The organism is Neobacillus sp. S1115 (genome assembly GCF_055385565.1).
Map to the genome: position 1 here is coordinate 5,309,700 of NZ_AP038275.1, position 25,947 is coordinate 5,335,646.

Annotated in this window: 22 protein-coding genes and 1 riboswitch; of the genes, 9 read left to right on the top strand and 13 right to left on the bottom strand. The window is 43.0% G+C overall.

Features of this window, described 5'->3' with window-relative positions; all coding sequences use genetic code 11:
• Positions 1–39 precede the first annotated feature (39 nt).
• The 9 genes from hprK to ACZ5B7_RS26205 all read right to left on the bottom strand — a co-directional run bounded on the left by hprK (position 40) and on the right by ACZ5B7_RS26205 (position 10,500).
• Complete coding sequence (gene hprK, locus ACZ5B7_RS26165; protein ID WP_213144203.1) at positions 40–975, bottom strand: HPr(Ser) kinase/phosphatase; 936 nt, start codon at positions 973–975, stop codon at positions 40–42.
• 168 nt (positions 976–1,143) lie between these two features.
• On the bottom strand, positions 1,144–1,512 hold the full coding sequence (locus tag ACZ5B7_RS26170) for a phage holin family protein (protein ID WP_423799585.1): 369 nt from the start codon (positions 1,510–1,512) through the stop codon (positions 1,144–1,146).
• A 68-nt stretch (positions 1,513–1,580) separates the two neighbouring features.
• A complete protein-coding gene (locus ACZ5B7_RS26175) occupies positions 1,581–2,687 on the bottom strand; it encodes a DUF4097 family beta strand repeat-containing protein (RefSeq protein WP_464491519.1) in 1,107 nt (368 codons plus the stop codon).
• Positions 2,688–2,729: 42 nt separating this feature from the next.
• On the bottom strand, positions 2,730–3,044 hold the full coding sequence (locus tag ACZ5B7_RS26180; protein WP_464491520.1) for a magnetosome magnetite crystal formation protein family: 315 nt from the start codon (positions 3,042–3,044) through the stop codon (positions 2,730–2,732).
• A gap of 334 nt (positions 3,045–3,378) precedes the next feature.
• Complete coding sequence (uvrA, locus tag ACZ5B7_RS26185) at positions 3,379–6,252, bottom strand: excinuclease ABC subunit UvrA (protein ID WP_464491521.1); 2,874 nt, start codon at positions 6,250–6,252, stop codon at positions 3,379–3,381.
• Positions 6,253–6,291: 39 nt separating this feature from the next.
• Complete coding sequence (gene uvrB, locus ACZ5B7_RS26190) at positions 6,292–8,271, bottom strand: excinuclease ABC subunit UvrB (RefSeq protein WP_464491522.1); 1,980 nt, start codon at positions 8,269–8,271, stop codon at positions 6,292–6,294.
• Between the two features lie 157 nt (positions 8,272–8,428).
• Positions 8,429–8,674: a CsbA family protein gene (locus tag ACZ5B7_RS26195; protein ID WP_261363790.1), complete on the bottom strand. Its 246-nt coding sequence runs from the start codon at positions 8,672–8,674 to the stop codon at positions 8,429–8,431.
• Positions 8,675–8,773: 99 nt separating this feature from the next.
• Positions 8,774–10,219 carry a sodium/pantothenate symporter gene (gene panF / locus ACZ5B7_RS26200; protein ID WP_423799592.1) on the bottom strand — a complete coding sequence of 482 codons (1,446 nt, stop codon included), beginning with the start codon at positions 10,217–10,219 and terminating at the stop codon, positions 8,774–8,776.
• Positions 10,216–10,500 carry a YhdT family protein gene (locus ACZ5B7_RS26205; RefSeq protein ID WP_464491523.1) on the bottom strand — a complete coding sequence of 95 codons (285 nt, stop codon included), beginning with the start codon at positions 10,498–10,500 and terminating at the stop codon, positions 10,216–10,218. The genes panF and ACZ5B7_RS26205 overlap by 4 nt, the downstream gene beginning before the upstream one ends.
• A 424-nt stretch (positions 10,501–10,924) precedes the next feature.
• Here ACZ5B7_RS26205 and ACZ5B7_RS26210 point away from each other — a divergent pair, with 424 nt between their 5' ends.
• Positions 10,925–13,291 (top strand): immune inhibitor A domain-containing protein, encoded by a 2,367-nt coding sequence (locus ACZ5B7_RS26210; RefSeq protein ID WP_464491524.1) that lies wholly within the window; start codon positions 10,925–10,927, stop codon positions 13,289–13,291.
• 48 nt (positions 13,292–13,339) lie between these two features.
• Here ACZ5B7_RS26210 and ACZ5B7_RS26215 read toward each other — a convergent pair whose 3' ends face one another.
• Positions 13,340–13,885 (bottom strand): TVP38/TMEM64 family protein, encoded by a 546-nt coding sequence (locus tag ACZ5B7_RS26215; RefSeq protein ID WP_464491525.1) that lies wholly within the window; start codon positions 13,883–13,885, stop codon positions 13,340–13,342.
• A gap of 97 nt (positions 13,886–13,982) precedes the next feature.
• The gene (locus ACZ5B7_RS26220) at positions 13,983–15,632 is read right to left on the bottom strand and encodes a M20/M25/M40 family metallo-hydrolase (RefSeq protein WP_464494572.1); all 1,650 of its coding nucleotides are present in this window, start codon (positions 15,630–15,632) and stop codon (positions 13,983–13,985) included.
• A gap of 180 nt (positions 15,633–15,812) precedes the next feature.
• Positions 15,813–15,997: riboswitch (Lysine riboswitch) on the top strand.
• A 68-nt stretch (positions 15,998–16,065) separates the two neighbouring features.
• Between ACZ5B7_RS26220 and ACZ5B7_RS26225 the strand changes: the two genes are divergently transcribed.
• The 3 genes from ACZ5B7_RS26225 to ACZ5B7_RS26235 all read left to right on the top strand — a co-directional run bounded on the left by ACZ5B7_RS26225 (position 16,066) and on the right by ACZ5B7_RS26235 (position 18,360).
• Positions 16,066–16,860 carry an ABC transporter substrate-binding protein gene (locus ACZ5B7_RS26225; RefSeq protein WP_464494573.1) on the top strand — a complete coding sequence of 265 codons (795 nt, stop codon included), beginning with the start codon at positions 16,066–16,068 and terminating at the stop codon, positions 16,858–16,860.
• Between the two features lie 97 nt (positions 16,861–16,957).
• Positions 16,958–17,641, top strand: coding sequence for an amino acid ABC transporter permease (locus tag ACZ5B7_RS26230; RefSeq protein ID WP_464491526.1), 684 nt, complete (start codon positions 16,958–16,960; stop codon positions 17,639–17,641).
• Positions 17,638–18,360, top strand: coding sequence for an amino acid ABC transporter ATP-binding protein (locus tag ACZ5B7_RS26235; RefSeq protein ID WP_378583118.1), 723 nt, complete (start codon positions 17,638–17,640; stop codon positions 18,358–18,360). The genes ACZ5B7_RS26230 and ACZ5B7_RS26235 overlap by 4 nt, the downstream gene beginning before the upstream one ends.
• Positions 18,361–18,581: 221 nt before the next feature.
• Here ACZ5B7_RS26235 and ACZ5B7_RS26240 read toward each other — a convergent pair whose 3' ends face one another.
• Both ACZ5B7_RS26240 and ACZ5B7_RS26245 read right to left on the bottom strand, forming a co-directional pair.
• On the bottom strand, positions 18,582–19,232 hold the full coding sequence (locus ACZ5B7_RS26240) for a YcnI family copper-binding membrane protein (RefSeq protein WP_464491527.1): 651 nt from the start codon (positions 19,230–19,232) through the stop codon (positions 18,582–18,584).
• 20 nt (positions 19,233–19,252) lie between these two features.
• Complete coding sequence (locus ACZ5B7_RS26245; RefSeq protein WP_464491528.1) at positions 19,253–20,824, bottom strand: copper resistance CopC/CopD family protein; 1,572 nt, start codon at positions 20,822–20,824, stop codon at positions 19,253–19,255.
• Between the two features lie 181 nt (positions 20,825–21,005).
• Here ACZ5B7_RS26245 and ACZ5B7_RS26250 point away from each other — a divergent pair, with 181 nt between their 5' ends.
• The 5 genes from ACZ5B7_RS26250 (at position 21,006) to ACZ5B7_RS26270 (ending at position 25,857) form a co-directional block, all read left to right on the top strand.
• The gene (locus ACZ5B7_RS26250) at positions 21,006–21,797 is read left to right on the top strand and encodes a sensor histidine kinase (protein WP_464491529.1); all 792 of its coding nucleotides are present in this window, start codon (positions 21,006–21,008) and stop codon (positions 21,795–21,797) included.
• Positions 21,797–22,441, top strand: coding sequence for a response regulator (locus tag ACZ5B7_RS26255; protein ID WP_464491530.1), 645 nt, complete (start codon positions 21,797–21,799; stop codon positions 22,439–22,441). Before ACZ5B7_RS26250 ends, ACZ5B7_RS26255 begins: the two co-directional genes overlap by 1 nt.
• 320 nt (positions 22,442–22,761) lie before the next feature.
• Positions 22,762–23,988 (top strand): efflux RND transporter periplasmic adaptor subunit, encoded by a 1,227-nt coding sequence (locus tag ACZ5B7_RS26260; RefSeq protein ID WP_464491531.1) that lies wholly within the window; start codon positions 22,762–22,764, stop codon positions 23,986–23,988.
• A complete protein-coding gene (locus ACZ5B7_RS26265) occupies positions 23,972–24,655 on the top strand; it encodes an ABC transporter ATP-binding protein (protein WP_464491532.1) in 684 nt (227 codons plus the stop codon). The genes ACZ5B7_RS26260 and ACZ5B7_RS26265 overlap by 17 nt, the downstream gene beginning before the upstream one ends.
• Positions 24,652–25,857 (top strand): ABC transporter permease, encoded by a 1,206-nt coding sequence (locus tag ACZ5B7_RS26270; protein ID WP_464491533.1) that lies wholly within the window; start codon positions 24,652–24,654, stop codon positions 25,855–25,857. Before ACZ5B7_RS26265 ends, ACZ5B7_RS26270 begins: the two co-directional genes overlap by 4 nt.
• Positions 25,858–25,947: the final 90 nt, after the last annotated feature.

Below are 25,947 nucleotides of genomic sequence, written 5' to 3' on the forward strand. Positions count from 1 at the left end.
TTCATGTGGTTCATTAGTTCCGCCACGAATTCCTACCCTTTACATCTCTTCATGCTCGACATCTTCGATAACGTCGGACAGGCGGTCGGTAAATTGCTGAGCGGCATTGACACCCATACGTTTGAGGCGGTAGTTCATCGCTGCCACTTCAATGATGACGGCAATGTTCCGTCCTGGACGGACCGGTACGGTCAGCTTCGTTACCTCAGTATCGATGATTTTCATTTTCTCTTCATCCAAGCCAAGGCGGTCATATTGCTTCTTGGCATCCCAGATTTCCAGGTTGATGACAAGAGTAATCCGTTTGTTGCTGCGGACTGCCCCAGCACCGAACAGCGTCATCACATTGATGATACCGAGACCGCGAATCTCCAATAAATGCTCAATTAATTCCGGCGACGTTCCCACCAGTGTGTCCTGGTCCTCCTGACGGATTTCCACGCAGTCATCGGCAACGAGACGGTGTCCGCGCTTAACAAGCTCCAACGCTGTTTCACTCTTACCAACGCCGCTTTTTCCGGTAATTAACACACCAATGCCGTAAACGTCCACCAATACCCCATGCACAGCAGTGGTAGGCGCCAGTTTACTTTCCAAATAATTGGTCAGACGGCTTGAGAACCGGGTCGTCTTTAAAGTGGTTCTGAGAACCGGTACTGATTCCCTCTCTGCTGCTTCAATTAACACAGGAGGAACCTCCAAGCCTCTCGTCACAATAATAGCCGGTGTGATATCGGTGCATAGCCGCTCCATTCTGGAAGCTTTATCTCTTTCAGGAAGCTCTTCGAAAAAAGATAACTCTGTCATTCCTAAAAGCTGAATGCGTTCTGCCGGGTAATATTCAAAGTAACCGGCCATTTCAATTCCAGGCCGGGAAATATCACTCATCGTAATCGGGCGATTAATACCCTCTTCTCCGCAAATCAATTCAAGCTGAAATTTTTCTAACACATCTTTTGTACGGACCTTAGGCAAGGAAGCTACCTCCTTCAAATTTCCACTCATTTCAAAACAAACTACATCAAAAAATCAATTTTCTCCTATTTTAACATTTTTTTTATCGAAACCATACTTTAGTTGTTTAAATGTGTAACGTGTCTCCATACAAAAATACCCGCCCCAAGTTAGGGGCGGGTATTTCGTTTATTTTTTCCTTGAAGATCTGTCTGAGTCCATAATCGTTTTTTGAAGGATAATATTGATGAGCGACATGAGCAAGGAGAAAAAGAGGGCCATGCCAAAACCGGAGATTTCGAATGCATCTCCCATTAAATAGTCTGTCAGCTCAAGCGTCATCGCATTAATCACGAACAGGAACAACCCCATTGTCAGAACCGTCACCGGTAGGGTGAACAGAATCAGAAGCGGACGCACTAATATATTTAAGATGGACAAAAGGATGCTGGCCTGCAGCGCAGCCCAAAATCCTGTCAGGTACAAGCTGTCATCAAAATAACCGGCAAACGCCATGAACAATACTGCATTGATCAAACATCCTATTAGCCATCTCATGTAACCAAACCCCTATTACCAAAAATTAATAAAGCTTGTTCATTTAAATATATTAGCAAAAGCCCTAATTATTCAAAAGATTTTTGCAACGAAATTGAACCCGATTTAGAGTCCGCATATATTTTTAACATTTTATCAGGATGATTGACGGATTGGAAGCGAAGCGATTTTTGAATCATTTCGCTCTTTTCCTCTAAAATCTGTACGCCGACAAGCTTTAGATTAAAGCCGCCAAGATTAGTTTTAAGCTCACCATTTACCGGCAGACTCTCCGGAATATACAAATCAATTGGGCCTGACGTTGTTTTGGCATGAATCCATTCGCAGCGGTCACCACTCAAGTTCACGCTGACGTGTCCATTAAAGGATTGGGCCTCCGCCTTTTTAAAATCACCGTCAAGCTTTATCGCACCATTTATCGTCTCGGCCTCGAGCTCATCAAAGCGGCTGTTCTTGACCTTGATTTTCCCGTTCGCTGTTTCTATCTCTGCTTTCGTGCCTAAGAGCTGTTCCAGCTTAATTTTCCCATTTGCTGTTTTCACACGGAGATCATTTACATTAATATCACCGCCGGAAATGGAGCCATTAAAGATCCGCACCCGTACCTTATCATACTGCGTTTTGGGCACGAACATCACGGCTTCCACCTTCATCCATTTTTGCTGAGTTAAAAAGCTCAGCTTTTCGGACTCCACTGTAAACGCAACATCCCGTAAAAAGTTTTGGCGGGCTTGATCCTGATTGTCAACGCGATAAACCTTTGCCTGGCACTCCACCCGAACATCCGGCTGATCCCAAGCAACGAGTTTCACGGAGCCATTTGCAAGGTCAATATCCATGTCCTTAAGTTCTACATTGCCATGGTGAAATATATGCGAAATTTCATAGGAATGGCCAAAATTCAGGTCCAAATCAATCTCTTTTATTTTTTTTAAGGCAGTATCGACAAATTCAAAAATCTTTTCCTTAGTCGATTGATACTTAGCAAAAACAGGATCTTCCTTTTTCGCCTCCTCAAAGTGAACGGCCGATGACAGCTCATTTAGGATTTTCGCCTGCTTTTGCTCCATCGCAGCTTGAGCCTTCTCCAATTCTTCGAGCAGGGTTAAGGCTTCCTCAACTGACAGCTTACCCTCTTCGACCATTTTTAAAATTCGCGTACGCTCCTCTTTCATGGTTTCCACCCTCTAAGGTTTAATATTTTTCTTCATAAAATATTATTCAGCCACTAAGACCTTTACGCCTTTTATAATGTTCCATATGATCACAACGACCCATATGATCGCAAGGACAATCAGACTAATAATAAAAACAAAAGGGAATTGATTTTCGAAGTTGGCAAAATCAAAAATAAAAGCCACAACAGCCAAAGGCGTTAAAACGGCCGGCAGCACATGCGACAGCAATGATTTTTTGGCATGCCCTTTGGTAACTTCATCCCCTGATGCAAAATAAACAACCAACGGGAAAAGAAATCCCGCAAAAAAAATGCTGAAATAACACAGACTCGAAAGGACTTTTCTCGATTCCATTTTCTCCACCACCCCTTATCCTTTATTTACGGATTGGGCCGGGAAAGGTTTCGAAATTTTGAAGTCGGTGCTTTTTATAAATCCACTCAAGGTAGTATGGGATAGGGGTCTCGGGATTATCCGCCAGATATTGGGAGTTATCCGCTGAATTCCCGATTATATCCGCCAAAACTTTGGGTATATCCGCCGAACTGTGCAGCAAATCCGCCTATTTCCTGCCATTATCCCCCGAACACCAATTCCGAGGCTAACAACACCCATTAAATAGTGATTTCCAAACAAAAAAAGAGCCGACCCCACTTCTTAAGCGGTTCCGGCTCTTCCTAGAACTTATCTATGCATTTATGGCACTTTTATCTTCAATTTCCTGTTTCATTCTTAATCGGTCGCGTTCAAGAATTGGCTTGAGATATTTTCCGGTGTACGATTCTGGAACTTCAGCAACCTTTTCTGGAGTTCCTGTAGCAATAATCGTACCACCTTTGTCGCCGCCTTCTGGTCCGAGGTCGATCAGGTAATCGGCAGTTTTGATAACATCCAGGTTATGCTCAATGACCAATACGGTATCGCCATTCTCGACTAACCGCTGCAGCACCACAAGCAAACGTGAAATGTCGTCTACATGGAGACCGGTTGTCGGCTCATCCAAGATATAAAACGAACGGCCGTTGGAGCGGCGGTGCAGCTCGGAGGCAAGCTTGACGCGCTGTGCTTCCCCTCCCGACATCGTCGTTGCCGGCTGACCAAGAGTCATGTATCCTAGTCCCACATCATAAATCGTCTGGAGCTTGCGGCTGATTTTTGGAATGTTTTCGAAAAATTTCACTGCGTCCTCAACGGTCATATCGAGAACTTCGGAAATATTTTTCCCTTTATATTTTACCTCGAGCGTTTCACGGTTGTAGCGTTTACCGTGACAAACCTCGCAAGGAACATAAACATCAGGTAAAAAGTGCATTTCGATTTTAATAATCCCGTCACCCCGGCAGGCTTCACAGCGACCGCCTTTTACGTTAAAGCTGAAGCGGCCCTTTTTGTAACCACGGACTTTGGATTCGTTTGTGGCAGCATACACATCACGAATGTCATCAAACACACCGGTGTAAGTTGCCGGATTGGAGCGAGGCGTCCGACCGATTGGTGACTGGTCGATATCAATGACTTTTTCTAAATGTTCTATACCCTTAATACTCTTATGTTGGCCTGGCTTCGTCTTTGCGCGATTAAGCTTCTGAGCCAGCGCCTTATGAAGGATTTCATTCACAAGCGTACTTTTTCCGGAACCGGATACGCCCGTTACGGCTATAAACTGGCCTAATGGAATCTTCACGTTGACATTTTTTAAGTTATTTTCAGCCGCTCCTTTGATTTCGACATAACGGCCATCCGGCTTGCGGCGTTCAAGCGGCAGCGGAATAAATTTTTTCCCTGACAAATACTGGCCTGTTAGCGAGTTCGGATCAGCCATCACCTCTTCCGGTGTTCCAGCGGAAACGACTTCACCCCCGTGCACCCCGGCACCCGGACCAATATCAATCAAATAATCCGCGGCCATCATCGTATCCTCATCATGCTCAACGACAATCAGCGTGTTGCCGATATCACGCATATTTTGCAGCGTCCCAATTAACCGGTCATTGTCCCGCTGGTGGAGCCCGATAGACGGTTCATCCAAGATATAAAGCACACCTGTCAGCCGGGAACCAATTTGCGTCGCTAAGCGAATCCGCTGAGCCTCTCCACCTGAAAGGGTTCCTGCCTGCCTGCTTAAATTCAGATAATCGAGACCAACATTAATCAGAAAGCCTATGCGCTCGTCTATTTCTCGTAAAATCAATCTAGAAATCTGCTCTTCTTTTTCGGAAAGCTGAAGGCTCGAGAAAAAGGCCTTCGCTTCATCAATTGCAAGTTCCGTTATTTGTGAGATATGACGGCCGTTGATTAAAACAGCCAGTGCTTCTTTCTTCAAACGGTAGCCTTTACAGGTTGGGCATGGCTGATGGCCCATGTATTTTTCCATTTGCTCACGGATGAAATCAGAGCTTGTCTCCTTATAGCGGCGCTCGACATTGCTAATGACACCTTCAAATTGGATATAGCCCTCGCGGAGCTGCCCAAAATCGTTCTCGTAGCGGAAGTAAATTTTTTCCGAACCTGAGCCATAGAGAATTTTTTCAAGCTGATGTTCCGGAAGGTCCTTTACAGGAATATCCATTTCAATACCATAATGATTGCAGACTGCTTCCAGCAGCTGCGGGTAATATTGTGAGCTTGTTGGTTCCCATGGAGCAATCGCATGCTGTTTCAAGGTCAAATCTTTATTTGGAATCACCAAATCGAGATCAACCTCAAGCTTTGAGCCCAAGCCATCACATTGCGGGCAGGCTCCGAATGGACTGTTAAATGAGAACATCCGCGGCTCCAGTTCCCCAATCGAAAAACCGCATTGAGGGCATGAGTGGTTTTCACTGAACAGAAGCTCTTCCTCGCCAATGACATCAACGATTACCTTTCCTTCGCCAAGACCCAAGGCTGTTTCAATGGAGTCGGCGGCACGAGCGGCGATACCTTCTTTAATGACAATCCGGTCAACAACCACTTCAATCGAATGCTTTTTATTTTTATCAAGCTCAATGTCGTCGCTCAGGTCTAGCATTTCCCCGTCAACTCGGACACGGACAAAGCCTTGCTTCTTAATGTCTTCAAATACCTTAACATGCTGTCCTTTACGCCCTGAAATCACTGGAGCGAGGATTTGCATTTTCGTCCGTTCTGGATATTCGAGAACACGGTCGACCATCTGCTCAATGGTTTGTGAGGAGATTTCAATATGGTGAATCGGACAGGTTGGATGTCCGACTCTAGCAAATAACAATCTTAAATAATCGTAGATTTCGGTCACCGTTCCGACCGTTGAGCGCGGATTCCGGCTAGTTGTTTTTTGATCGATTGAAATTGCCGGAGACAAGCCTTCAATCATGTCCACATCGGGCTTATCCATTTGTCCGAGAAACTGCCTTGCGTAGGCCGAGAGTGATTCCACATAGCGGCGCTGACCTTCTGCATAAATCGTATCAAAAGCGAGCGAGGACTTTCCTGACCCGGAAAGTCCTGTCAATACAACAAGCTTATCTCTCGGAATGGTGACATCGACATTTTTTAAATTGTGGGTTCTGGCACCTTTCACAATTAATTTTTCCATTGCCATGCATTACGTCATCCTTCCGTTTATAAAAGCGGTGTTTTGTTACCCTTCCGCCTTTAATTCCAAAATTAAATCACGAAGCTCTGCGGCACGCTCAAAATCAAGCGCTTTGGCGGCAGCCTTCATTTCTTTTTCCATATCGCCAATCAGTTTGTCTCGTTCCTTCTTCGTCATCTTGCCAAATGCTGCAGTCGGTTTGTAATCTTCCTGTTCTTCCGCCGCATGGGTAGCGCGGATGACATCACGTATATCCTTCTGAATAGTCTTAGGCGTAATGCCATGCTTTTCATTGTACTCCTCTTGTATAGCACGGCGGCGCTTCGTCTCGCTGATGGCCAATTCCATTGAATTGGTCATTCGGTCCGCATACATGATGACATGACCGTTTGCATTCCGGGCTGCCCGGCCGATCGTCTGAATCAAGGAACGTTCCGAACGGAGGAAGCCTTCCTTGTCGGCATCAAGAATGGTAACCAAAGAAACTTCCGGAATATCGAGACCTTCCCGGAGCAGGTTGATTCCGACTAGAACATCGTATTTACCAAGACGAAGCTCACGGATAATTTCAATCCGCTCAAGCGTTTTGATCTCAGAGTGCAAATACTGGACCTTGATACCAATTTCCTTCAGATAATCCGTTAAGTCTTCGGACATTTTTTTCGTTAAAGTCGTGACCAGGACGCGTTCGTTTCGTTTAACGCGATCCTGAATTTCGCCAATCAGGTCATCAATTTGTCCTTGGATTGGACGGACATCGATAGTTGGATCTAGTAGTCCAGTTGGGCGAATGATTTGCTCTATCATTTCTGGTGTATGCTCTTGCTCATAAGGTCCCGGTGTCGCTGAAACGAAGACGATGTTGTGGATATGCTTTTCAAACTCGTCAAACGTGAGCGGCCGGTTATCCAACGCAGATGGAAGGCGGAAACCATGTTCAACCAGAACTTCCTTCCGCGCCTTGTCGCCATTGAACATTCCCCTGATTTGCGGCAGGGTTACGTGCGACTCGTCAATTACTATAAGGAAGTCTTCTGGAAAATAATCTAATAATGTATATGGTGTCGAGCCTGCCGGTCTGAGGGTCAGATGGCGCGAGTAGTTCTCAATTCCGGAACAAAAGCCCATTTCGCGCATCATTTCAAGGTCATAGCGGGTGCGCTGTTCCAGCCGCTGTGCCTCTAGAAGCTTATTGTTTTCACGCATTATGGCAAGCCGTTCTTCAAGCTCTTTTTCAATATTCTCGATGGCTATTCGCATCTTCTCTTCCCTGGTAACGAAGTGGGATGCCGGGAAAATTGCCACATGATCGCGTTCACCGATGATTTCACCGGTCAGGGCGTCAACCTCGCGGATCCTGTCAATTTCATCCCCGAAAAATTCAACCCGCATACAGTGTTCATCGCGGGAAACCGGGAATATCTCGACCACATCGCCGCGTACCCGGAACGTCCCGCGCTTAAAATCGATATCATTTCGTTCATATTGGATATCAACCAGACGATGAAGCAGCTGATTGCGCTCAATTTCCATGCCAGTGCGGAGGGAAACCACCATCTCCCGGTATTCCTCCGGCGAACCGAGGCCATAAATACAGGATACGCTGGCGATGATGATGACGTCCTTGCGTTCGAACAAAGAAGAAGTCGCGGAGTGCCGCAGTTTATCAATCTCATCGTTGATGCTAGCATCTTTTTCAATAAACGTATCTGTCTGCGGAACGTACGCTTCCGGCTGATAGTAATCGTAATAGCTGACAAAATACTCTACTGCGTTGTTTGGAAAAAACTCCTTGAACTCGCTGTAAAGCTGGCCGGCTAATGTTTTATTGTGGGCGATGACAAGGGTTGGTTTATTAATTTCCTTTATCACATTTGAAATGGTAAAAGTCTTCCCCGTACCTGTTGCACCAAGAAGCGTCTGGTACTTCTTATTGTTTCGGATGCCTTCGACTAGTTCTTTAATGGCACCCGGCTGGTCGCCTTGTGGGGAATACTTTGAAACTAACTCAAATTGGTCCTTCACACGGTTTCCCTCCCTTTTTAAAAATATCTGCCGTTTTCCTCTAAATTTCATATTAACATTTTAACACAATTAGCCAAAATCAAACCATTAATATGCGAACTAATATTCGATTTTTTATTTAATAAAACAAAAAAAGCCTGCCAATTAAGGCAGACTATTATCCATCAATTTTTCTAACGGTTTTGGGCTTCATTTTCGCGGCGAGCCAGAAACCGGCGGTCAGCGAAAAGGCGTCAATGACAATCAGGACAAACGTATTGGTATACCCCTTGTAGACAGAAGCTGCGATAAGCGCCACCGTCAGGACAAGGCCAATCACCCGATTGTATGTAACTCTTGTAAAAAATAACACTAATAAACCTGGCATGATAAGCGCCGATAAATGGCGAATAACCTCTACCAATGGGATCCCCCACCTCTTCATTCTGTTAATTCATTTTAAAAATTCATATAGAAAATTGCAACAAAAATAGTCCCGAAGCGGGGCACCCTGAAGTGCTTCTTATTTTTCCAGTACAAAACTGTTAGATTTAGAATTAGTAAAAATACTTACGACGACAAATCCGGCCAGGGAAATCAGGATTGGCAGCACCACCGTATGCACTCCGAGGGGATTAGGATAAAATCGGTCAAAGATAATGTACGAACTCATCCCCAAAATCATTGATGTGATCGCCCCATATTTATTCCCCTTGCTCCAATACAAACCTAAAATAACCGGCCAAATAAACACGGACTCCAAGCCGCCAAACGAAAATAGATTGAGCCAAATGATTAAATCAGGCGGACTCAACGCGAGCAAAATGACCAGGACACCAATTATCGCCGTTACGCTGAAACTTACCTTTTTAATTTGCTGGTCGCTGGCGGTCGGTTTAATATAATTTAGATAGACATCCTTCACTAATGCAGAGCTGACCAAAATCAACAGGGCATCAACTGTTGACATGATGGCCGCCATCGGAGCCGCCAGCACGATACCCGCAACAAACGGCGGGAGCACTTTCATAGAAAGCAGCGGCATAACGGTATCGCCGATTTTAACACCTGGGAGCACTGGTCTTGCGAAAACGCCGATGAGGTGCATGCCAAGCATGATAAAGCCGACCACAACGGTTCCAATGATAATGGCATTGTGCATTGCCTTTGAGTTTTTATAGGACATGGCCCGAACCGCAATCTGCGGCAGGCCGACGACGCCAATCCCGACTAAAATCCAAAACGAGGAAACATACGCCGGAGTTAAAGTGCGTTCGGCACCAAATGGGCTGATTAAGTTAGGATTTTCTGCCGCCAAATCGGAGATTATCCTTGGGATTCCCCCGCCTGCCTTAATGGTGGCAATAAGAAGAATTAAAGTTCCCATGAACATGACGACACCTTGAATCGTATCCGTCAGAGCAACAGCCCGGAAACCGCCCACAATAACAAAAACAAGGACTGAGAATGCAAAGATTAATAATGCGACCGTATACGGCAGTCCAGTTAACGACTCCACCAACCTAGCCCCGCCAATCCATTGAGCCGTCATCGATGAGAATAGAAAAATAATAATACTGGCCGCTGATAAAAGAACGACCGTCTTGCTATGATAACGATTTTTCAAGAAGTCAATCAGGGTAATGGCCTTATACTGGCGGGAAATAATCGCAAATTTCTTTCCCAGCACCATTAAAGTGAAATATCCAGTCGCCAGCTGAGCCATCGCCAGCAGGACCCAGCCCAGACCTTGTGTATAGGCAACACCCGGTCCGCCGATAAAGCTTGAAGCGCTGCCATAGGTGGCTACCATCGTCATCGCAAGAATGAAGCCGCCCATTTGACGTTCACCTAAAAAATATTCCTCCAAAAACGAGTTGGATTTGAGGACAAATTTATTCGACCAGAAGCCGACAGCAAAAATGATGAATAAAAAAATAATTAATGGCGTAATGACTGCCCAGTTCACTCGGCATTCCTCTCTTCCTCTTCAAACGGTACATCTTTAAATAGAAATTTCACGGTCAGACTGACAAGAATGACCATTACGATAAATCCGGCGATGCAGCTATAGAAAAACCAGGTCGGCAAGCCGAATATGTATGAGTAATCTTCTACCTTTTTGGACCCCAAACCGTAAGCAAACCCGTACCACCATACAAAATTGATCACAACCAGAACCACCCCGATTAACGCTTCCCGGTGGGCAATCTTAAACCGCTTGTCCAGTGGGTTATCTCGCTTCTTCACAAAACCCCTCCTAATCATCACTTTAATGCATTGCCAAGCGGTGCCTGACCTCCAATGCTTTAAAGCGTTAATTCTTCCCTTTGATACGGGATATAATTCCAATTTCCTATTTTAACGAATAATGAATATTTTACCAAACCTAATCACTTGAAAAAATAGGAGAAAATTCTCACTTTATGCCAGAGAATGCTTATCAAACAATAAAGCACGTTTCCGATTTTTAGGATAATTTAACTATTTTTGTCATTTAATATTTTAAATATTTACAATTTTCTGTACCAATTTTATTATTAAAATAGATTCTATTTTCTTAGGGAGGCTAAGTTTTTAAGGTAACCCTAAAGGGGGGAATGGTACATAACTTGGTATTTTAATAGACACTAGTAATGAAAGCGGTTTCGAATATTTGTCTAGGAGGGGCTTTATGAAGAAGAGAAAACTATTTTCAACGGCACTGGCTCTATCTTTAGGGCTGGGAATGCTGAATGTGGCGGTAGCACCTGTTGGAAAAGCCGCTGGGCCGGCAGCCAAAATATCGTCTCAAGGTTCACCGATTGACCTGGGAATTGCTAATGATGAGAGATTGATAGAAATGCTGAAGCGCCAAGGGAAAATTGCTAAAAATGCAAGCCCTGCAGAGGCGGAAAAGGCATTACAACAATATCTAAAAGCAAAAGGCAAAGCATTAAAGACTAAAGACCAGCTGCCTGCCGGACTTGGTACTATTAAAGAAGGAGTGAAGCCTAATTCAAACGGGCTTCAAAATGGCAAGGGAAATAAACTCGGACAAGCAAACAAAAATACCGTAGACCCAGTCCAAAAAGAGAGTTACGACGGGAATGTCCGCCACGACAAGGTTCTTGTTTTGGCAATCGATTTCCCGGATTATGCAAAAAGCTCCATCACAAAAGATGAAACTGATATGTGGTATGAGAACTATACCCACGATCATTTCCAAGATATGATTTTTGGCAAAAATGGCTATGAAGGACCGAATGGGGAAAACCTTGTTTCGATGAAGCAGTACTATGAGCAGCAATCAGGTGGCAGCTATACGGTTGATGGTACAGTGGCTGGCTGGTATACAGCGGATCATCCTGCTGCATATTATGGCGGCAACTATCCTGCACCTGATGGCAGTGACGCTCGGCCAAGAACACTTGTATATGAGGCACTGAAAAAAGCTGGTGCCGATCCAAATGTTGATTTAAGCGAGTATGATGTGTGGGACCGCGATGATTATGATGGCGATGGCGTCTATAACGAGCCGGACGGAATTATTGACCATTTAATGGTCCTTCATGCTGGTGTCGGTGAAGAGGCTGGCGGAGGTTCTTTAGGCGGCGATGCAATTTGGTCTCACCGTTCGAATCTAGGAGGCCTAGTTGCGGTTCCGGGCGGAACATCAAATAGCGATCGTTTTGACGGTCTCCTTGGTGCTTACGATTATACCATCGAGCCTGAAGACGGCGCTGCCGGAGTATTCGCCCATGAATTCGGCCATGACTTAGGTCTTCCAGATGAGTACGACACGGTATATAGTGGTGCAGGGGAAGCTATTGCTTACTGGTCAATCATGGCGAGCGGCAGCTGGGCAGGAGACATTCCGGGTACTGAACCTTCTGGCTTTAGTCCGTTCGCTAAAGAAATGCTTCAGAACTTACACGGTGGTAACTGGTTAACCGGAACCACACTTAAGGCTGATTCCATCACAAAAGAAGGTACTTCGGTTCTCCTTGATGAAGGTGTAACAAAAGGTACCAATAATGACGCTGTTAGAATTGATTTACCTAATAAGGTAACTGCCCTAAACTCGCCAAAAGAAGGAAATTATGAATATTATGGCGGCAAAGGTGATGAAGTTGACCATAAGATGGTAACTTCAGTTGATTTAAAGGGCACTACGAAAGCTACCCTGGATTTCGATGCCTGGTACAATATTGAAAAAGATTGGGATTACGCGATGGTTCAGGTATCAACCGACGGTGGAAATACGTGGAAGTCACTATCTTCCGATCGAACTAGCACAACCCTTGACCCTAACGGCTATCCAGCAATTAAAGAAAACCTTCCGGGCTATACCGGCTCAAGTAATGGCTGGGTGCATGAAACTATTGATTTGAGCGAATATGCTGGACAGGAAATTAAACTGCAATTCCGCTCAATGACTGACTGGGCCACTAATTTAGACGGCTTCTTCGTTGATAATGTAAAAGTGACGGCTGACGGCCAGGAAGTATTTGCTGATGGTGCTGAAGGTGACCTGCAGTTTACATTGGATGGCTTCGCGAAACATGATGGAAAATTTACTTCCAATCACTATTATTTATTGGAGTGGCGCTCCCATAACGGCGTCGATGCTGGATTAGCCCACCTTCGCCGCGGTGCAAGCTTAATGAGCTATGACACTGGTTTGGTTGTCTGGTATGTCGACGAATCTCAGGATAACAACTGGACTGGCGTACACCCTGGAGATGGCTTCCTTGGTGTCATAGATGCTGACCAACACGCTTTGTCTTGGAGTGATAAAACTATCAGCTCCTCTCGTTACCAATTACATGACGCCGCATTTGGTCTAAGCAAAACAGAAAAAATGTTCTTGAATTACCCAGGGCAATTTACGTTAACTGACAACTTCACCCAGCGCAACCCACTTTTTGATGACAAGGCTGACTACAGCAACCCTGGCCTCGTCGATGCCGGCCGTAATGTTCCAAACTACGGATTAAAATTCCGTGTAGTTGGGGAAAGCGCTGATGGCACAGTTGGAAAGGTATTAATCTTTAAATAAGAAAACAAACAAGGGTATCCTGCACTTTATTCGCAGGGACCCTTGTTCTTATTTTTGAAACCTTTTTATTAAAATAACTACCATGAAAATTGAACATAACCCTAAAATAATTTTCCCTTGCAAACTCCAATCCAAAACCTGCTTCACGGAGTACGCCTCTATTAATAGGGCAGGAATTTTCCCCGACGTGCTAGCGATGGAAAAATTAATAATCCCAACCTTGCTTCCAGCGCTAACAAGCGTCACCATTCCAGAAGGGATGAACGGAAAAATCCTAAGTGCGAATATCAGACAAAATGCTTCCATATCTTGCGTATTTTGCAATCTATCTAAAAATTTATTTTTTATCGCAATCTTGTTTTTTACCCTATTGATACCTTTTCTATATAAATAAAAACTAATTATGGCTCCAAAGGCCTCACCAAGAATCGAAATTAATAGACCTTGGTCAAATCCGAAGAAAGTGATGTTGGCCGCAGTTAGAAAAACGCTCGGAACAACCCCTAGGAAACTAATGATGATATTCAACAAGATACTTAGCCATATTGCAAATGTGCCGCTGTTTTCAAACCAAGCTAATATGTGCGCCTCCATCTGTTCCTCCAATCATATCGTTCCTTATAACATTCTTCCATTTTATAATTTACCGGCAAAAAAATATAGGGCGCCCCTTTTAGGACACCCAGTTTCATTATTTTAATAAATTTCGGATGACAAGATTGGTCAGATTCGGCACCACTTCAAGGGAATAGGACATCTCCATTCTTTCAAGCTTTTTATGGGCATCTAGTCCATAAGGGCCAATATTGATGACCGGCACATTTAAGTCGCGGATGTCTTGGTACTCCACGTAATGCTTTGTTCCCCAGCCAGGATTATTATTGGAAACAGCCTCTATTCCTTCTTCGTCATCACTTAGAGCTACAAAGCTCATATCTGAGATATACGGGAAGAAATTCCGCGTTACGATTGGATGTGGATAGGCTGGCTGAATCGATTCTACTGCCTGATTTAAAGCATCAATCAGGGCCTGTTCCTGTCCTGTCTTGCCGGACAACTCAATTCTTGGTGAATATAGTGATGAATAGAACAGGATAATGGCAGGGTTTTTGTCCTTCATCCAATTCCATGCCTCTTCTACGACCCTTGCCGCAAACATGCGTGTATCCAATTCCTTATGTTCCATTAAATTCTCTTTAAATTGATTCATATGCGTGATAAAGGTATCACCGTGCTCCATAACCAACTGTTGTTCCATTTCTTCATATGTGAACACTCTTGGCTGCCAAGGATGTTTGAAATATGGTTCGCCGCTTAAGCTGCTAAACTGCTTATATCTTTCATTAAAAGCATTCAAGGCATTTTCAAATGCAATCCGAGCCTGCTCTTTTAATTTTACCAGTACATCCTTTGGAGACCAGGAATGGATGAAGAAATTGTAGTATACATAGGCAGACAACGCGGTCTGAACGGTATAAGACGGTTTCAGGTCTGTTTGTTTTAAAGAAACAGGGGGAACCGTGATTTCACCTAAGGCCTCATTGCAAAGCTCGGGATTGTAATCAATCTGCTTCGTCAGCTCCGCCGCGATAAAGTTAGGATCAAGCCCTTCAAAGCAAGAGCCAACATGCGTTTCTGCACCAGTAATAAAAAAGGATGGCAGAAGCTTGCCTACTGTCCCCATATAGATATAGCGATTTTCATCTCCTGCAAAGCGCGGGGAGACGAAATCGGAATTGATCGCCGCAGCATAGTCAAAACCATGCTCCTGCTTCCAGCTTTTCAGAACCTTTAAGGCAGATAAAACTCCGTGAGAGCTGTCCTCTTCATCACATTCTGCCAAAAAGACGATATTTCCATCAAGCTCTTCCGGATGGTCAGAATAGTATTTTAATAGATAGAGATGGCTGGCCACTCCGCTTTTCATATCAAGTACGCCTCTCCCAAACAGCCAGTCACCCGATTCTAAATGTTCTTTCGCTGAAGCCGGCAGTTCCTCCCTCTTTAACGCAGCCATTAGTTGATCCGGAAAACACGCATGTTCTTTTAGATGATTAAAATCATCAATTCCAACCGTGTCCATATGTCCCATCAAAATGACTGTACGGCGGCTATTCCCTTTTGTACCTTTGACAAATGCCAATACATTATATCTTTCATGTTCATCTTGTATGGTTTGAGACATCGTCATGTGAGAAGGATTTTTTGAAAAATAAGGAAAAGCAGAAATAAATTTATATAAATATTGGGCAATTGTTTTTTCACCCTTTGTATTCACAATACTTTCGATATTCACGAGCTGGTTCGTGAATGCCAATACATCCTCACGGCATTGCAGCATCATTCTGACCCCTTTTTTATAAGATTAGTATTGTAGAAAAATGTATACCAATTAACAAATTTTCGTCAAGTCTTTTCAAATGGGGAAATATTCTAGTGAATTTATACTTGATTATGTATAAATATTTACTTATACTAATTATTGCGAAAAGAATATTAATTCCTCATCTTTAAGCTTTTGAGATGAGGTAGAGGTCGCGGTTTATATAAGTATCCTATTGGAGATTCAGTGAAATCTATGAAAATAGGAAAAAGGATAAATCGCCGAAGCATCTGAAATCACTGTTTTCAGAGGGCTGGGGCTGCACTCGAAATGGGGCAGAACTGTCACAATTCCTTTAAGAATTGTGGAGAACTATCTAATTCAAAGCTTTTAATGAGGGTGTCAGGCACCGTCACATGGACGGTGCTTTTTATATTAAAAAGGGGGAAGCATCATGAGAAAACTTATGATATTAGTAGTTTCTGCATTACTGGTGATTTTAGCAGCATGCGGTTCGAAAGACACAGCTAAAACAAACCAGGCAAAGGGTGAAGATTTAGGTCTAATTAAACAGGGTACACTGTCGTTTGCGATGAGCGGGCAATATCCGCCATTAAACTTTAAGAAAGATGACAAATTAACTGGTTTTGACGTAGAGATTGGAAATGAGATTGCTAAAAGAATTGGTGTAAAAGCAAATCCTGTGACTAATCAATGGGAAACGATCATCCAAGGTTTAAAAGCTAAAAAATACGATGCGATTATCGGAAGTATGACAGCAACACCTGAACGTGATAAGCAAGTAGACTTCACAAACCCATATTATTTATCCGGCGCCCAAATCTTTGTGGCTGAGAACAACAGTAATATTACTTCAAAAGATGATTTAAAGGGAAAAACAATCGGTGTAATCCAGGCTAGCACTTGGAAAGATATGGCCCTGGAACTATCCGATCAAGTAAAAGGATATCCATCTGATGTTAACGCTCTTCAAGACTTAGCAATTGGCCGTTTAGATGCCGTTATTACTGATAAAATCGTCGGTTTGAATGCGAAAAACGAAAAAGGTTTAAAAATAAAGCCGATTGGCAACCTGCTAAATGAGGACCGCGTTAGTGTTGCGGTTGCAGAAGGTAACAAAGAGCTTGCTGATAAAATCAACAAAGCCATTGACGACATGCAGAAGGATGGCACTTACGAAAAAATCAGCAAAAAATGGTTCAACGAAAACTTACTTGAAAAGTAAGCACCCGCACATCTTTAAGACGCAAAATAGGAAAATTGGATAACGTAAGCTCCATGCTTGGGGCTTACGTTTTTTCAAAGGAGGTTGAAATGAAATCATGACTTTTTGGCAAAACATTATCGGCATCCTGAATGAGCATGGTATGGCCTTCTTGAAAGCCTCATGGATGACGATTTCCATTACAATTATTTCTCTGCTATTTGCATTAATCATTGGAATCATCTTTGCCAGTTTTAAAATCTCTTCTATCAAATTTCTTAATTGGATTTCTGATATTTATATTGGGCTTATCCGCGGGACTCCGTTAATCGTTCAAATTATGTTCCTATATTATGGAATCGCGAATTTTCTAACCCTTGACAGCTTTACTGCCGGGGCGCTTGCGTTAAGCATTCATACCGGTGCGTATATAGCGGAAATTTTCAGGGGGGCTGTCCAATCGATTGACCGCGGGCAAATGGAAGCTGCAAGATCGCTAGGGATGTCCTACCCGCTTGCAATGCGCAGAATTATTTTTCCACAGGCCTTCAAACGAGCCATCCCGCCGCTAGGGAATCAGTTCATTATCAGCTTAAAAGATTCTTCCCTGGTTGCCTATATTTCTGTAACAGACTTATTTAACACTGCCCTTACCGTCCAAGGGGAAAACTATATGCCATTTGAAACCTACTTTGTTGTCGGACTTTATTATTTGATTATCGTGTTAATTTTCACGTGGTTCACAAACCGATTGGAGAAAAGGTTGGATGTCAGTAGACCGAAGGAGGCAGCAGCCGCATGATTGAAATTAAAAATCTATCAAAATCTTTCGGGGAACTACAAGTTTTAAAAAATATTGATTTACACGTAAAAGAAAAAGAGGTTGTTGTCCTAATCGGTGCGAGTGGTTCAGGGAAAAGTACCCTTCTCCGCTGTTTAAACTTTTTAGAGACAGCAGAAGCCGGAGACATTATCATCGATACGGAAAAAATCAATCCCGCAAAAACGAATCTTAATAAGATAAGAGAAAAAGTGGGAATGGTATTTCAGCATTTCAACCTATTCCCGCACATGACCGTGCTGGAAAATATCATTGAGGCCCCTGTTCATGTAAAGAGTGTATCTAAAGATCAGGCCCGTTCTAAAGCAATGGACCTCCTGAAAAAAGTAGGCCTCCAGGATAAAGCCAACTTCTACCCAGACCAATTATCTGGCGGGCAAAAGCAGCGTGTGGCCATCGCCAGAGCATTGGCAATGGAGCCAAAAGCCATGCTATTCGACGAACCAACTTCGGCATTGGACCCTGAGCTTGTGGGCGAGGTACTTCAAGTAATGAAGGATTTAGCCCGTGAAGGAATGACAATGGTCATCGTGACACACGAGATGGGCTTTGCAAAAGAAGTAGCAAGCCGAATCGTTATGCTTGCCGACGGCAATATAATAGAAGAAGGACATCCAAGTGAAATCTTCTCAAATCCAAAGCACGAGCGGACACAAAGGTTTTTAAATCAGATTCTATAAGATTATCGTGGCGAAATAATTCATTTGTTTAAGAAAAAAAGGTACAGGCTCATAAAAGCCATGTACCTCAGGCTGTCGAAAAACTTCGACAGCCTTTATTTCTTTCGTCACTTCGGACAAAACCACCACGAAAACAGAAGGAAGTGTCCGTAGGACTAGGGCCTACGGACAAAATCGGATAAAATACAGTAGAAATACCCGAACAAAGGGTTCTTATAAACCTAGGATTTCTTTTTTAAGGAAACCACTAAAGCAATTAACCCTACAAGCAATGCTGCAATAGATAGGAAGAGCGGTACGTTCGACGAAGCTACATCTTCCATTTTTTGATTTTGATCTGCAGCAGTATCGGTCTTTTTATCTGTTTGGGCAGCACCATGACCATGCCCGTTATCTCCTGCAACCGCCGGATGGACAACGGTGACTGAAGCAGGCTTGTCCGCATCCTCTGCCCCGACCCATTCTACGACACTTCCATCCTGATACGTTTGGTAGGCTTTCCAGACAATTCTCTCTGCTTTGTCACCGACTTTTCCGGACATGTTAAACATCGCAAATTCAGTTGATGACAATCCATCGCCTTCTGCCGTCCAGATAACGCTTGTGATTTTTCCTGGTGCATCCTTTTGAACGTCATATTTCCAGCCTGGCTTTGGTTCAAAACGGGTTACATCAACATCCTCAGGAATTTTCACCTCAATCTTAGTGGTTGGTACCTGCTCATTTTCGGAGGGAACTTTAACCGTGAATACTTCATATTTTCCTTGAGAAGTTTCGCTCGGCTGTACGGTAACATGGGCACTGGCCGCGCCAGCAAAAAGGGATAATGCCCCAATCATCGAGAACATAAATGTTAAAAGCTTTTTCATCATGAAAATCTCCTCTTTTTTTGTTAATAGACAACAAAATCCTTATGATACACCTTTTCATTATCTTCAGAATCCAGAATCCGGACTTCTGCAGTCCAATTCCCGGCAAACGGCAGATAGCTGCCATCGGTCATAAAATGGGCATACTTCCCTTGATCGTAAACCTCTAGTGGAACATGAATCGGAGCGACATCAGAATTGTCCTTAAATATTAAATTAAGTTCAATTCGTTTGATTCCCAGACCTTGCTCATGGGAATTCGCCTCCACCATAAATGAGTTGGTGCCTGGGACCTTAGGTGAAATGGTTGTTGTAAAATCTATTCCTTCCACCTTTTCATACCAGTGCATTGGTTTATTTGCCGGAATCGGGCTAAGGTAGGTGAACACGCCCACGATCCCCACAATGCTAATCATCAGGATAAAATCAAGCTTTACCAGTTTAGCAATATTTCCCTTCGACTGTTTTTTTAAATAAAAGCGCAAAATTCCGGCAACAACGATCACTACTAGTACGAGGACAGTTTTAATCAATAGCAAGGTTCCCCACCGGGTGTCCAAAACGTATTGGATTTTTGGCAAATAAATAAAGGTAGATAGCAATCCGGTTCCAATCAACACCACCATACTGATTAGGGCTGCTGTAGAAAATATTCCCAAAAACCTTTGTACATGTTCTTGAAACTTTTTAAAATAAAGCAAAATATAGAGTAAACCGCCCGCCCAAATGGCTGCTGCCAGCAAGTGAAGCAAATCCAATGAAACGGTCATGATCCTTGGCTCGAAGGCAAATGCATGACCATTTACGCTTTTTGCCCCAAGAACCAGCAATACCCAGACACTATCTACCAAAGGATTGCGGAGTAAAATGCCAACACCAATAAGCAATAAAATCATTGTAAACATCCAAGATATCCCCGCTGTTGTATCGGTAATCATGGCAATTATATTACTCAGACTCCATTGTTCGAGATACCCTCCTGCCAATACGGCACCCAACCCAATATTGGCTAGCAAAAGGACAACTAGCAAAAGTCGTGCCCAATTTTCATAGCTATGTTTAATGTCCGTAGATTCCGCCAATTCTTTTCGCAGCCATGCTCCCCACAAAATCCAGCCTGTGGTAAGAAGCAACACAAGATAATAGAAAATCCGTACTACTGATGTTAAAGGTGACTCATTTTCTTGTTGAATCTGTGCAGTATTACTTTTTTCAGTAAACCCTGCCCCAATCGAAAAAATATAAGAACCCTTTACAGGATGCCCGTCCGCGGAAACCACCTGATAGGATACTGCATAATTCCCATCTGAAAGTTTAGGTAAGTCCAAGCTTAATTGCTTATGATTAACGCTTAGCTTGGCCTTTGGTCCCCCAATCTCCTCTCCGTTCTCATCGAAAACCTTGAGAATAAAGAATTCATTTTCCAACCTTTCATTAAACGTTAGAGTAATTTCCTTTGGGGAAGACTGCAGGTGACTATCCTGAGCCGGCGTTGCCTCTTCTAATACGGCATGGGCGAAAGCAGCTCGAGGAAATGCTAGTGATAATAAAAGAAAAAATAAAATGATATATCTAAGCTGTTTTATAACTATCACCTCTCTTTGTCTACAAGAAGCACCTAAATTAAAGTTATGACTTTTCATCCCTTTTTTATATGACTCTTACGGGCTATTTTTTAATAAAATAGACCACAACTGTTCATAAATTTGTCACAGTGAGGTATCGTTAAAATAGTTTAAGATGAAGTTTCTTGATGTTAAAGGAGAACCATTACTGATGTCTAACCGAATACTGATGTTTTTTACTGCCTTAATCCCTACCATATTAATTGGCGGGTTTGAATTTTTTCGTCACAGTACGCTTCTACATGAAGTATCGATGCAGACAGGGAACTATTTAATTACGATCCTGACCTTCCTCATTTCATATGCCTTTGCCATCTGGATGTTCCATATCATTGAAATCAAGAACCAAAGAATTGCCGACGAGAGGGAAATGCGGGCAATCTATGAAGAAAGAGAAAGATTAGCAAAGGAATTACATGACAGTATTGCCCAAACTCTGTTTTTATTAAAAGTCCATCTAAAAAAAGGAAAGCTGGATGAAGCTGGCTCTCTCGTAAATTCCATTGACACCCAGCTGCGGCAGGCTATTTTTAACTTAAGAATGAACCCGGCCGAAAATGTTTCTTTTTCTAAAAGAATCGAAAATTGGCTGGAGGACTGGAGTACTGTCTCGGGGATTGATATAGATTCCAGCATCCATTTAAAGTATGAATATTTCACCCCGGCTGAAGAGGTACAGCTTTTTGGCATTATTCAGGAGGCTTATACAAACATTCGAAAACATTCGGAAGCTTCCAATGTATCCTTTAATTTTCAGGCCTATGATAGCCATTGGATATTGGAGATTATCGATAACGGAGTGGGATTTGAAGTGACTAGTATCGGTCTCCAACAATACGGGATTTCGATGTTAAAGAGCAGAGCAGAAAAGCTCGGTGCCTTATATGAAATCGATTCGAAAATAGGGATCGGAACAAAAATTTTGCTGCGAGGTAAGAAATAATGGACCATCTATATCGTGTGTTAATTGCAGATGATCACCCCCATGCTCGTGAAGCCATTATCACCATGCTTGAGGATGACTCAATTTTCCAAGTAATTGGACAGGCTACAAACGGGGCCGAAGCGATTGAACTAAGCAGGGAACTTATCCCCGATATCGTCCTAATCGATATTGAAATGCCTGTAATAAATGGGTTGGAAGCCACAAAAGTGATTAAAGAGAACTTCCCTTATATAAAGGTCATCATTTTGAGTGTTTCAGATAATGTGGCTGATTTGTTCACGGCAATACAATATGGTGCTCAAGGGTACCTCCTAAAGAATATGGACCCCGATGATTGGCTGCAATATCTTTACTCCATCGTTGAAGGGTCGAGTGAAGCAACAAGGGGAATGGCTGGAAAGCTTCTTTATCAGTTCAGGGAGAAGGACCTGCAGGACTCCCCTTTGGCAAAAGCACTTACTCCCCGTGAAAAAGAGATTCTGTTATTGCTTACAGAAGGGATTACCAATAAACAAATCGCTGAGCAATTATTTATTGCTGAAAACACGGTAAAAAATCATATCAAAAACTTATTGGAAAAACTGGGACTGGAAAACCGTGTCCAGCTGGCTTCCTATGCGATTAAACATCTAAAAGCTTAGAGGGACCTTTGGGACAAGCCTAAAGGTTCCTCTTTCGATATATGTCTAACATCCTTACTTACCACTATCTACTCTTATCTTAGAGGACCGGTTATTCCTTTACAGCATTGGTAGAAATATGACTTTTCAGACACTCCTAATTCTCTCCTGCCTATTTTTTCTAAAATTAGTGAATCCAATAAGTTCAAAATCTCGTCATTATAATAGATAATTTTCCAATTATCTATCAAATCTCCCATATTTATATTATTTTTGAATTATCTGTAAAATATTCTATAGTTAATATGAGAGAAAAATAAATTACTAGACGGGGGTTCATTGTGAAGAAAAAGGTATGGATTTGGATTGTATCAATTGCTGCAGTATTAATCATCGGGGGAACGGCCGCTTATTTTTTTATTAAGCCACAGAGTCAAATGGCGGGCGCGGAACCAAAACCAATGGGAATAACCGTACAAAAAGCAAGTCAGAAAGAACTGACCCAATCGATTCTCGTAACCGGGAAAATTGTGCCTGAAAGTGAGCAAAAGATCTTTATCGAGCCCCCAAAAGGAGCAATCAAAGAAATTAAGGTGGCAGAAAACCAGGCTGTCAAAGCCGGTGATGCGCTGCTGGTTTACGATTCTGCCAAAATAGAAAGCGAACTTACTAGAGCTGTTCGCAGTAAGGATTTGCTTACTAGCAGAGCCAAAACGGAGCAAAATCAAATTGCCGACATAGCTAAACGACTTAATGATGCAAAAAAGAAAGTGCAGATACAGGCTTCCAGTTCGGAAAGTACGGAAGAGGCTCCTGTTACCCAAGAAAGTGTAAATCAGCTGTCGAATGAAAAAATCCAGCTGGAGATGCAATATGAAAACACAAAATCCGAAATTGCCACTGCCGAAGATCAGATTAAAGAGCTAACTGCTCAGAAAAATGACATGACGGTTGTAAGCAAAATGGATGGCATAATCGTAAAGGTGGATCCTAACGTTGCCAAAACCGAAACCGGGTCAGCAGAACCTATCATCCATATTATTTCAAGTCAGCCATATAAAGTGATTGGGTCCATGAGTGAGTTTGATGCCGTCAAGATTCAGCACGGGCAGCCAGTCATCATTCGCCCAAAGGTATTTAAAGACCGGGAATGGAAGGGAACGATCGAATCTGTTTCCCAATTCCCTACGGAAGACGGCGGAGGCGGCGGAGAATTCGGCGGCCCTCCAGGCGGAGGCAATGTAACAATGTATCCGTTTAAGGTCGCGATAACTGATGATACTTCAGAGCTGCGGCAAGGCTTCCATGTCTCATTAGAAATTAAAGTCGGCGGTGCTGAAAAACCACTCGCAGTTCCACACCCGGCGCTCGTTGATGAAGGTGGAGTCAAGGTGGTCTATGTTTTAGTAGATAAAAAGCTGGAAAGACGCGAAGTGAAAACAGGCGCAATGAATGATGAATTTATTGAAATTAAAGATGGAGTAAAGCTTGGTGAACTTGTCATGATCACTCCAAATGAACAAATCCATGATGGAATGGAAGTGACCTCTTTTGATGAAGTTAAATAAAATTACAAAGGTTTATGGAAAGGGTTCACTTGAGGTTCCGGTCCTCCATGGAATTGATTTAGCCATTGAAGATGGAGAATTTATTGCGATTATGGGGCCATCAGGGTCAGGCAAGTCCACGTTAATGAATATCATTGGGTTTTTGGATTACCCGACATCGGGAACCTATGAATTAAACGGCGAAATCATCAACTCCGCAAAAGAGAGCGCCTTGGCAAAATTAAGAAATGAGCATATCGGCTTTGTTTTCCAGCAGTTTTTTATGCTCCCACGAGACAATGCTTTGAAAAATGTTGCCTCTCCGCTCATATATGCAGGGGTATCAAAACGGGAACGAACCGAAAGGGCGAAACAAATGCTCACCAAGGTGGGCTTGGAAGAACGCATGAAGCATCTCCCCAGCGAATTATCCGGAGGTCAAAAACAGCGGGTCGCCATTGCCAGAGCTCTTGTCAACAATCCTACAATTATTCTAGCAGATGAGCCAACTGGGGCTCTTGACTCAAAAACAAGCTCCCAAATCATGAAGTTATTTACCCAGCTGAACGAGGAAGGAAAAACGGTGATTATCGTTACCCACGAAGAAGAGATCGCAGCCTACGCGAAGCGTATTATTACAATAAAAGATGGCATGATTACAGATGACCGGAGTGTGGTAGCCTCATGAATATTTGGGAAAGCTTTAAAATCGCCCTTTCCTCGATTTGGAATCATAAGGTCCGGTCCATCTTAACGATGCTTGGAATTATTATCGGTGTTGCCGCTGTTATCATTATAGTGGCAATCGGACAAGGTACCAGAACTAAAATGACGAATGAATTTTTCGGAACCGATAAAAATGCAATTAATATTTTCTATGAATACATGCCTCCCGAGGGTGAAGAGCCGATGTTTTGGATGGAACCTGAACTGACCACCGATGATGTCCAAGCACTTGCTGAGGTTCCTGGCGTTAAAGCGGTTATTGCGACCAATCAAGGCTTTGGGATGATGGTACGCAACGATGTGCAGGGAGACATGCAAATCACCGGAGTCGGTGCTGAATACTTCTCTGCCAGAAAAATTAAGGTAATGGAAGGCCGGTCCTTTTATGCTGCAGATAATGATGGGCTGAATCGGGTCGTCATGATTGACTCTGTCGCCCGGAAGAAATTCTTCAAGGAATCTGAAAATCCTATTGGTGAAATCATTGATTTAAACGGCAATCCTTATAAAGTCGTTGGTGTCTATAAATCATCTATTCCAGAGCAATACAGGAACAAGGATAACGGTGAAATGATGATGCCGCGGGCTGTCATTTCAATGATGTTTGGCAATAGGGAAATTGAACAATTATCTGTGATTGCAAGTGATCCTGAGAAAGTTTCAGAGACTGGCAGATTGGCTGCAGAAACCTTGACAGAAAAAAAAGGACTGGAAGATGGAAAGTATACAACAAATAGCTTCGAAGATTATGAAAAGGAATTAAATAAGATGATTTCGTTGCTGACACTGCTGATTGGAAGTATTGCAGGTATTTCCCTGTTAGTTGGCGGGATTGGCGTCATGAATATTATGCTAGTTTCGGTTACAGAACGAACAAGAGAAATCGGACTTCGGAAAGCAATCGGCGCAACACGCAGAAAAATACTCCTGCAATTTCTAATTGAAGCGATTACGTTAACTTCTTTGGGAGGAATGATTGGAATGGGGTTAGCCACAATCGGGACGATAATTGTTTCAAAAGTATCACCAATTACTGCCACGATGAGCCCATTAATTGTGCTCATTGGAATTAGTTTTTCTGCCTTTATCGGGATTATTTTCGGCATCCTCCCTGCTAATAAAGCATCAAAGCTCAGTCCGATTGATGCTTTACGTTATGAATAAGTTACATTTGATGAATTAAGCCAACAAAGCATCAAACTAGATAAATTACATGTTTGATGCTTTGTTGGCTGTTAATAAAGATGTAATACT

Coding starts and splice junctions, on each gene's coding strand:
- ACZ5B7_RS26170 (WP_423799585.1), bottom strand. CDS start 1,512: ATGAGATGGCTAATAGGATGTTTGATCAATGCAGTATTGTTCATGGCG.
- ACZ5B7_RS26175 (WP_464491519.1), bottom strand. CDS start 2,687: ATGAAAGAGGAGCGTACGCGAATTTTAAAAATGGTCGAAGAGGGTAAG.
- ACZ5B7_RS26180 (WP_464491520.1), bottom strand. CDS start 3,044: ATGGAATCGAGAAAAGTCCTTTCGAGTCTGTGTTATTTCAGCATTTTT.
- uvrA (WP_464491521.1), bottom strand. CDS start 6,252: ATGGCAATGGAAAAATTAATTGTGAAAGGTGCCAGAACCCACAATTTA.
- ACZ5B7_RS26210 (WP_464491524.1), top strand. CDS start 10,925: ATGAAGAAGAGAAAACTATTTTCAACGGCACTGGCTCTATCTTTAGGG.
- ACZ5B7_RS26215 (WP_464491525.1), bottom strand. CDS start 13,885: ATGGAGGCGCACATATTAGCTTGGTTTGAAAACAGCGGCACATTTGCA.
- ACZ5B7_RS26220 (WP_464494572.1), bottom strand. CDS start 15,632: ATGCTGCAATGCCGTGAGGATGTATTGGCATTCACGAACCAGCTCGTG.
- ACZ5B7_RS26230 (WP_464491526.1), top strand. CDS start 16,958: ATGACTTTTTGGCAAAACATTATCGGCATCCTGAATGAGCATGGTATG.
- ACZ5B7_RS26235 (WP_378583118.1), top strand. CDS start 17,638: ATGATTGAAATTAAAAATCTATCAAAATCTTTCGGGGAACTACAAGTT.
- ACZ5B7_RS26240 (WP_464491527.1), bottom strand. CDS start 19,232: ATGATGAAAAAGCTTTTAACATTTATGTTCTCGATGATTGGGGCATTA.
- ACZ5B7_RS26250 (WP_464491529.1), top strand. CDS start 21,006: ATGTCTAACCGAATACTGATGTTTTTTACTGCCTTAATCCCTACCATA.
- ACZ5B7_RS26255 (WP_464491530.1), top strand. CDS start 21,797: ATGGACCATCTATATCGTGTGTTAATTGCAGATGATCACCCCCATGCT.
- ACZ5B7_RS26270 (WP_464491533.1), top strand. CDS start 24,652: ATGAATATTTGGGAAAGCTTTAAAATCGCCCTTTCCTCGATTTGGAAT.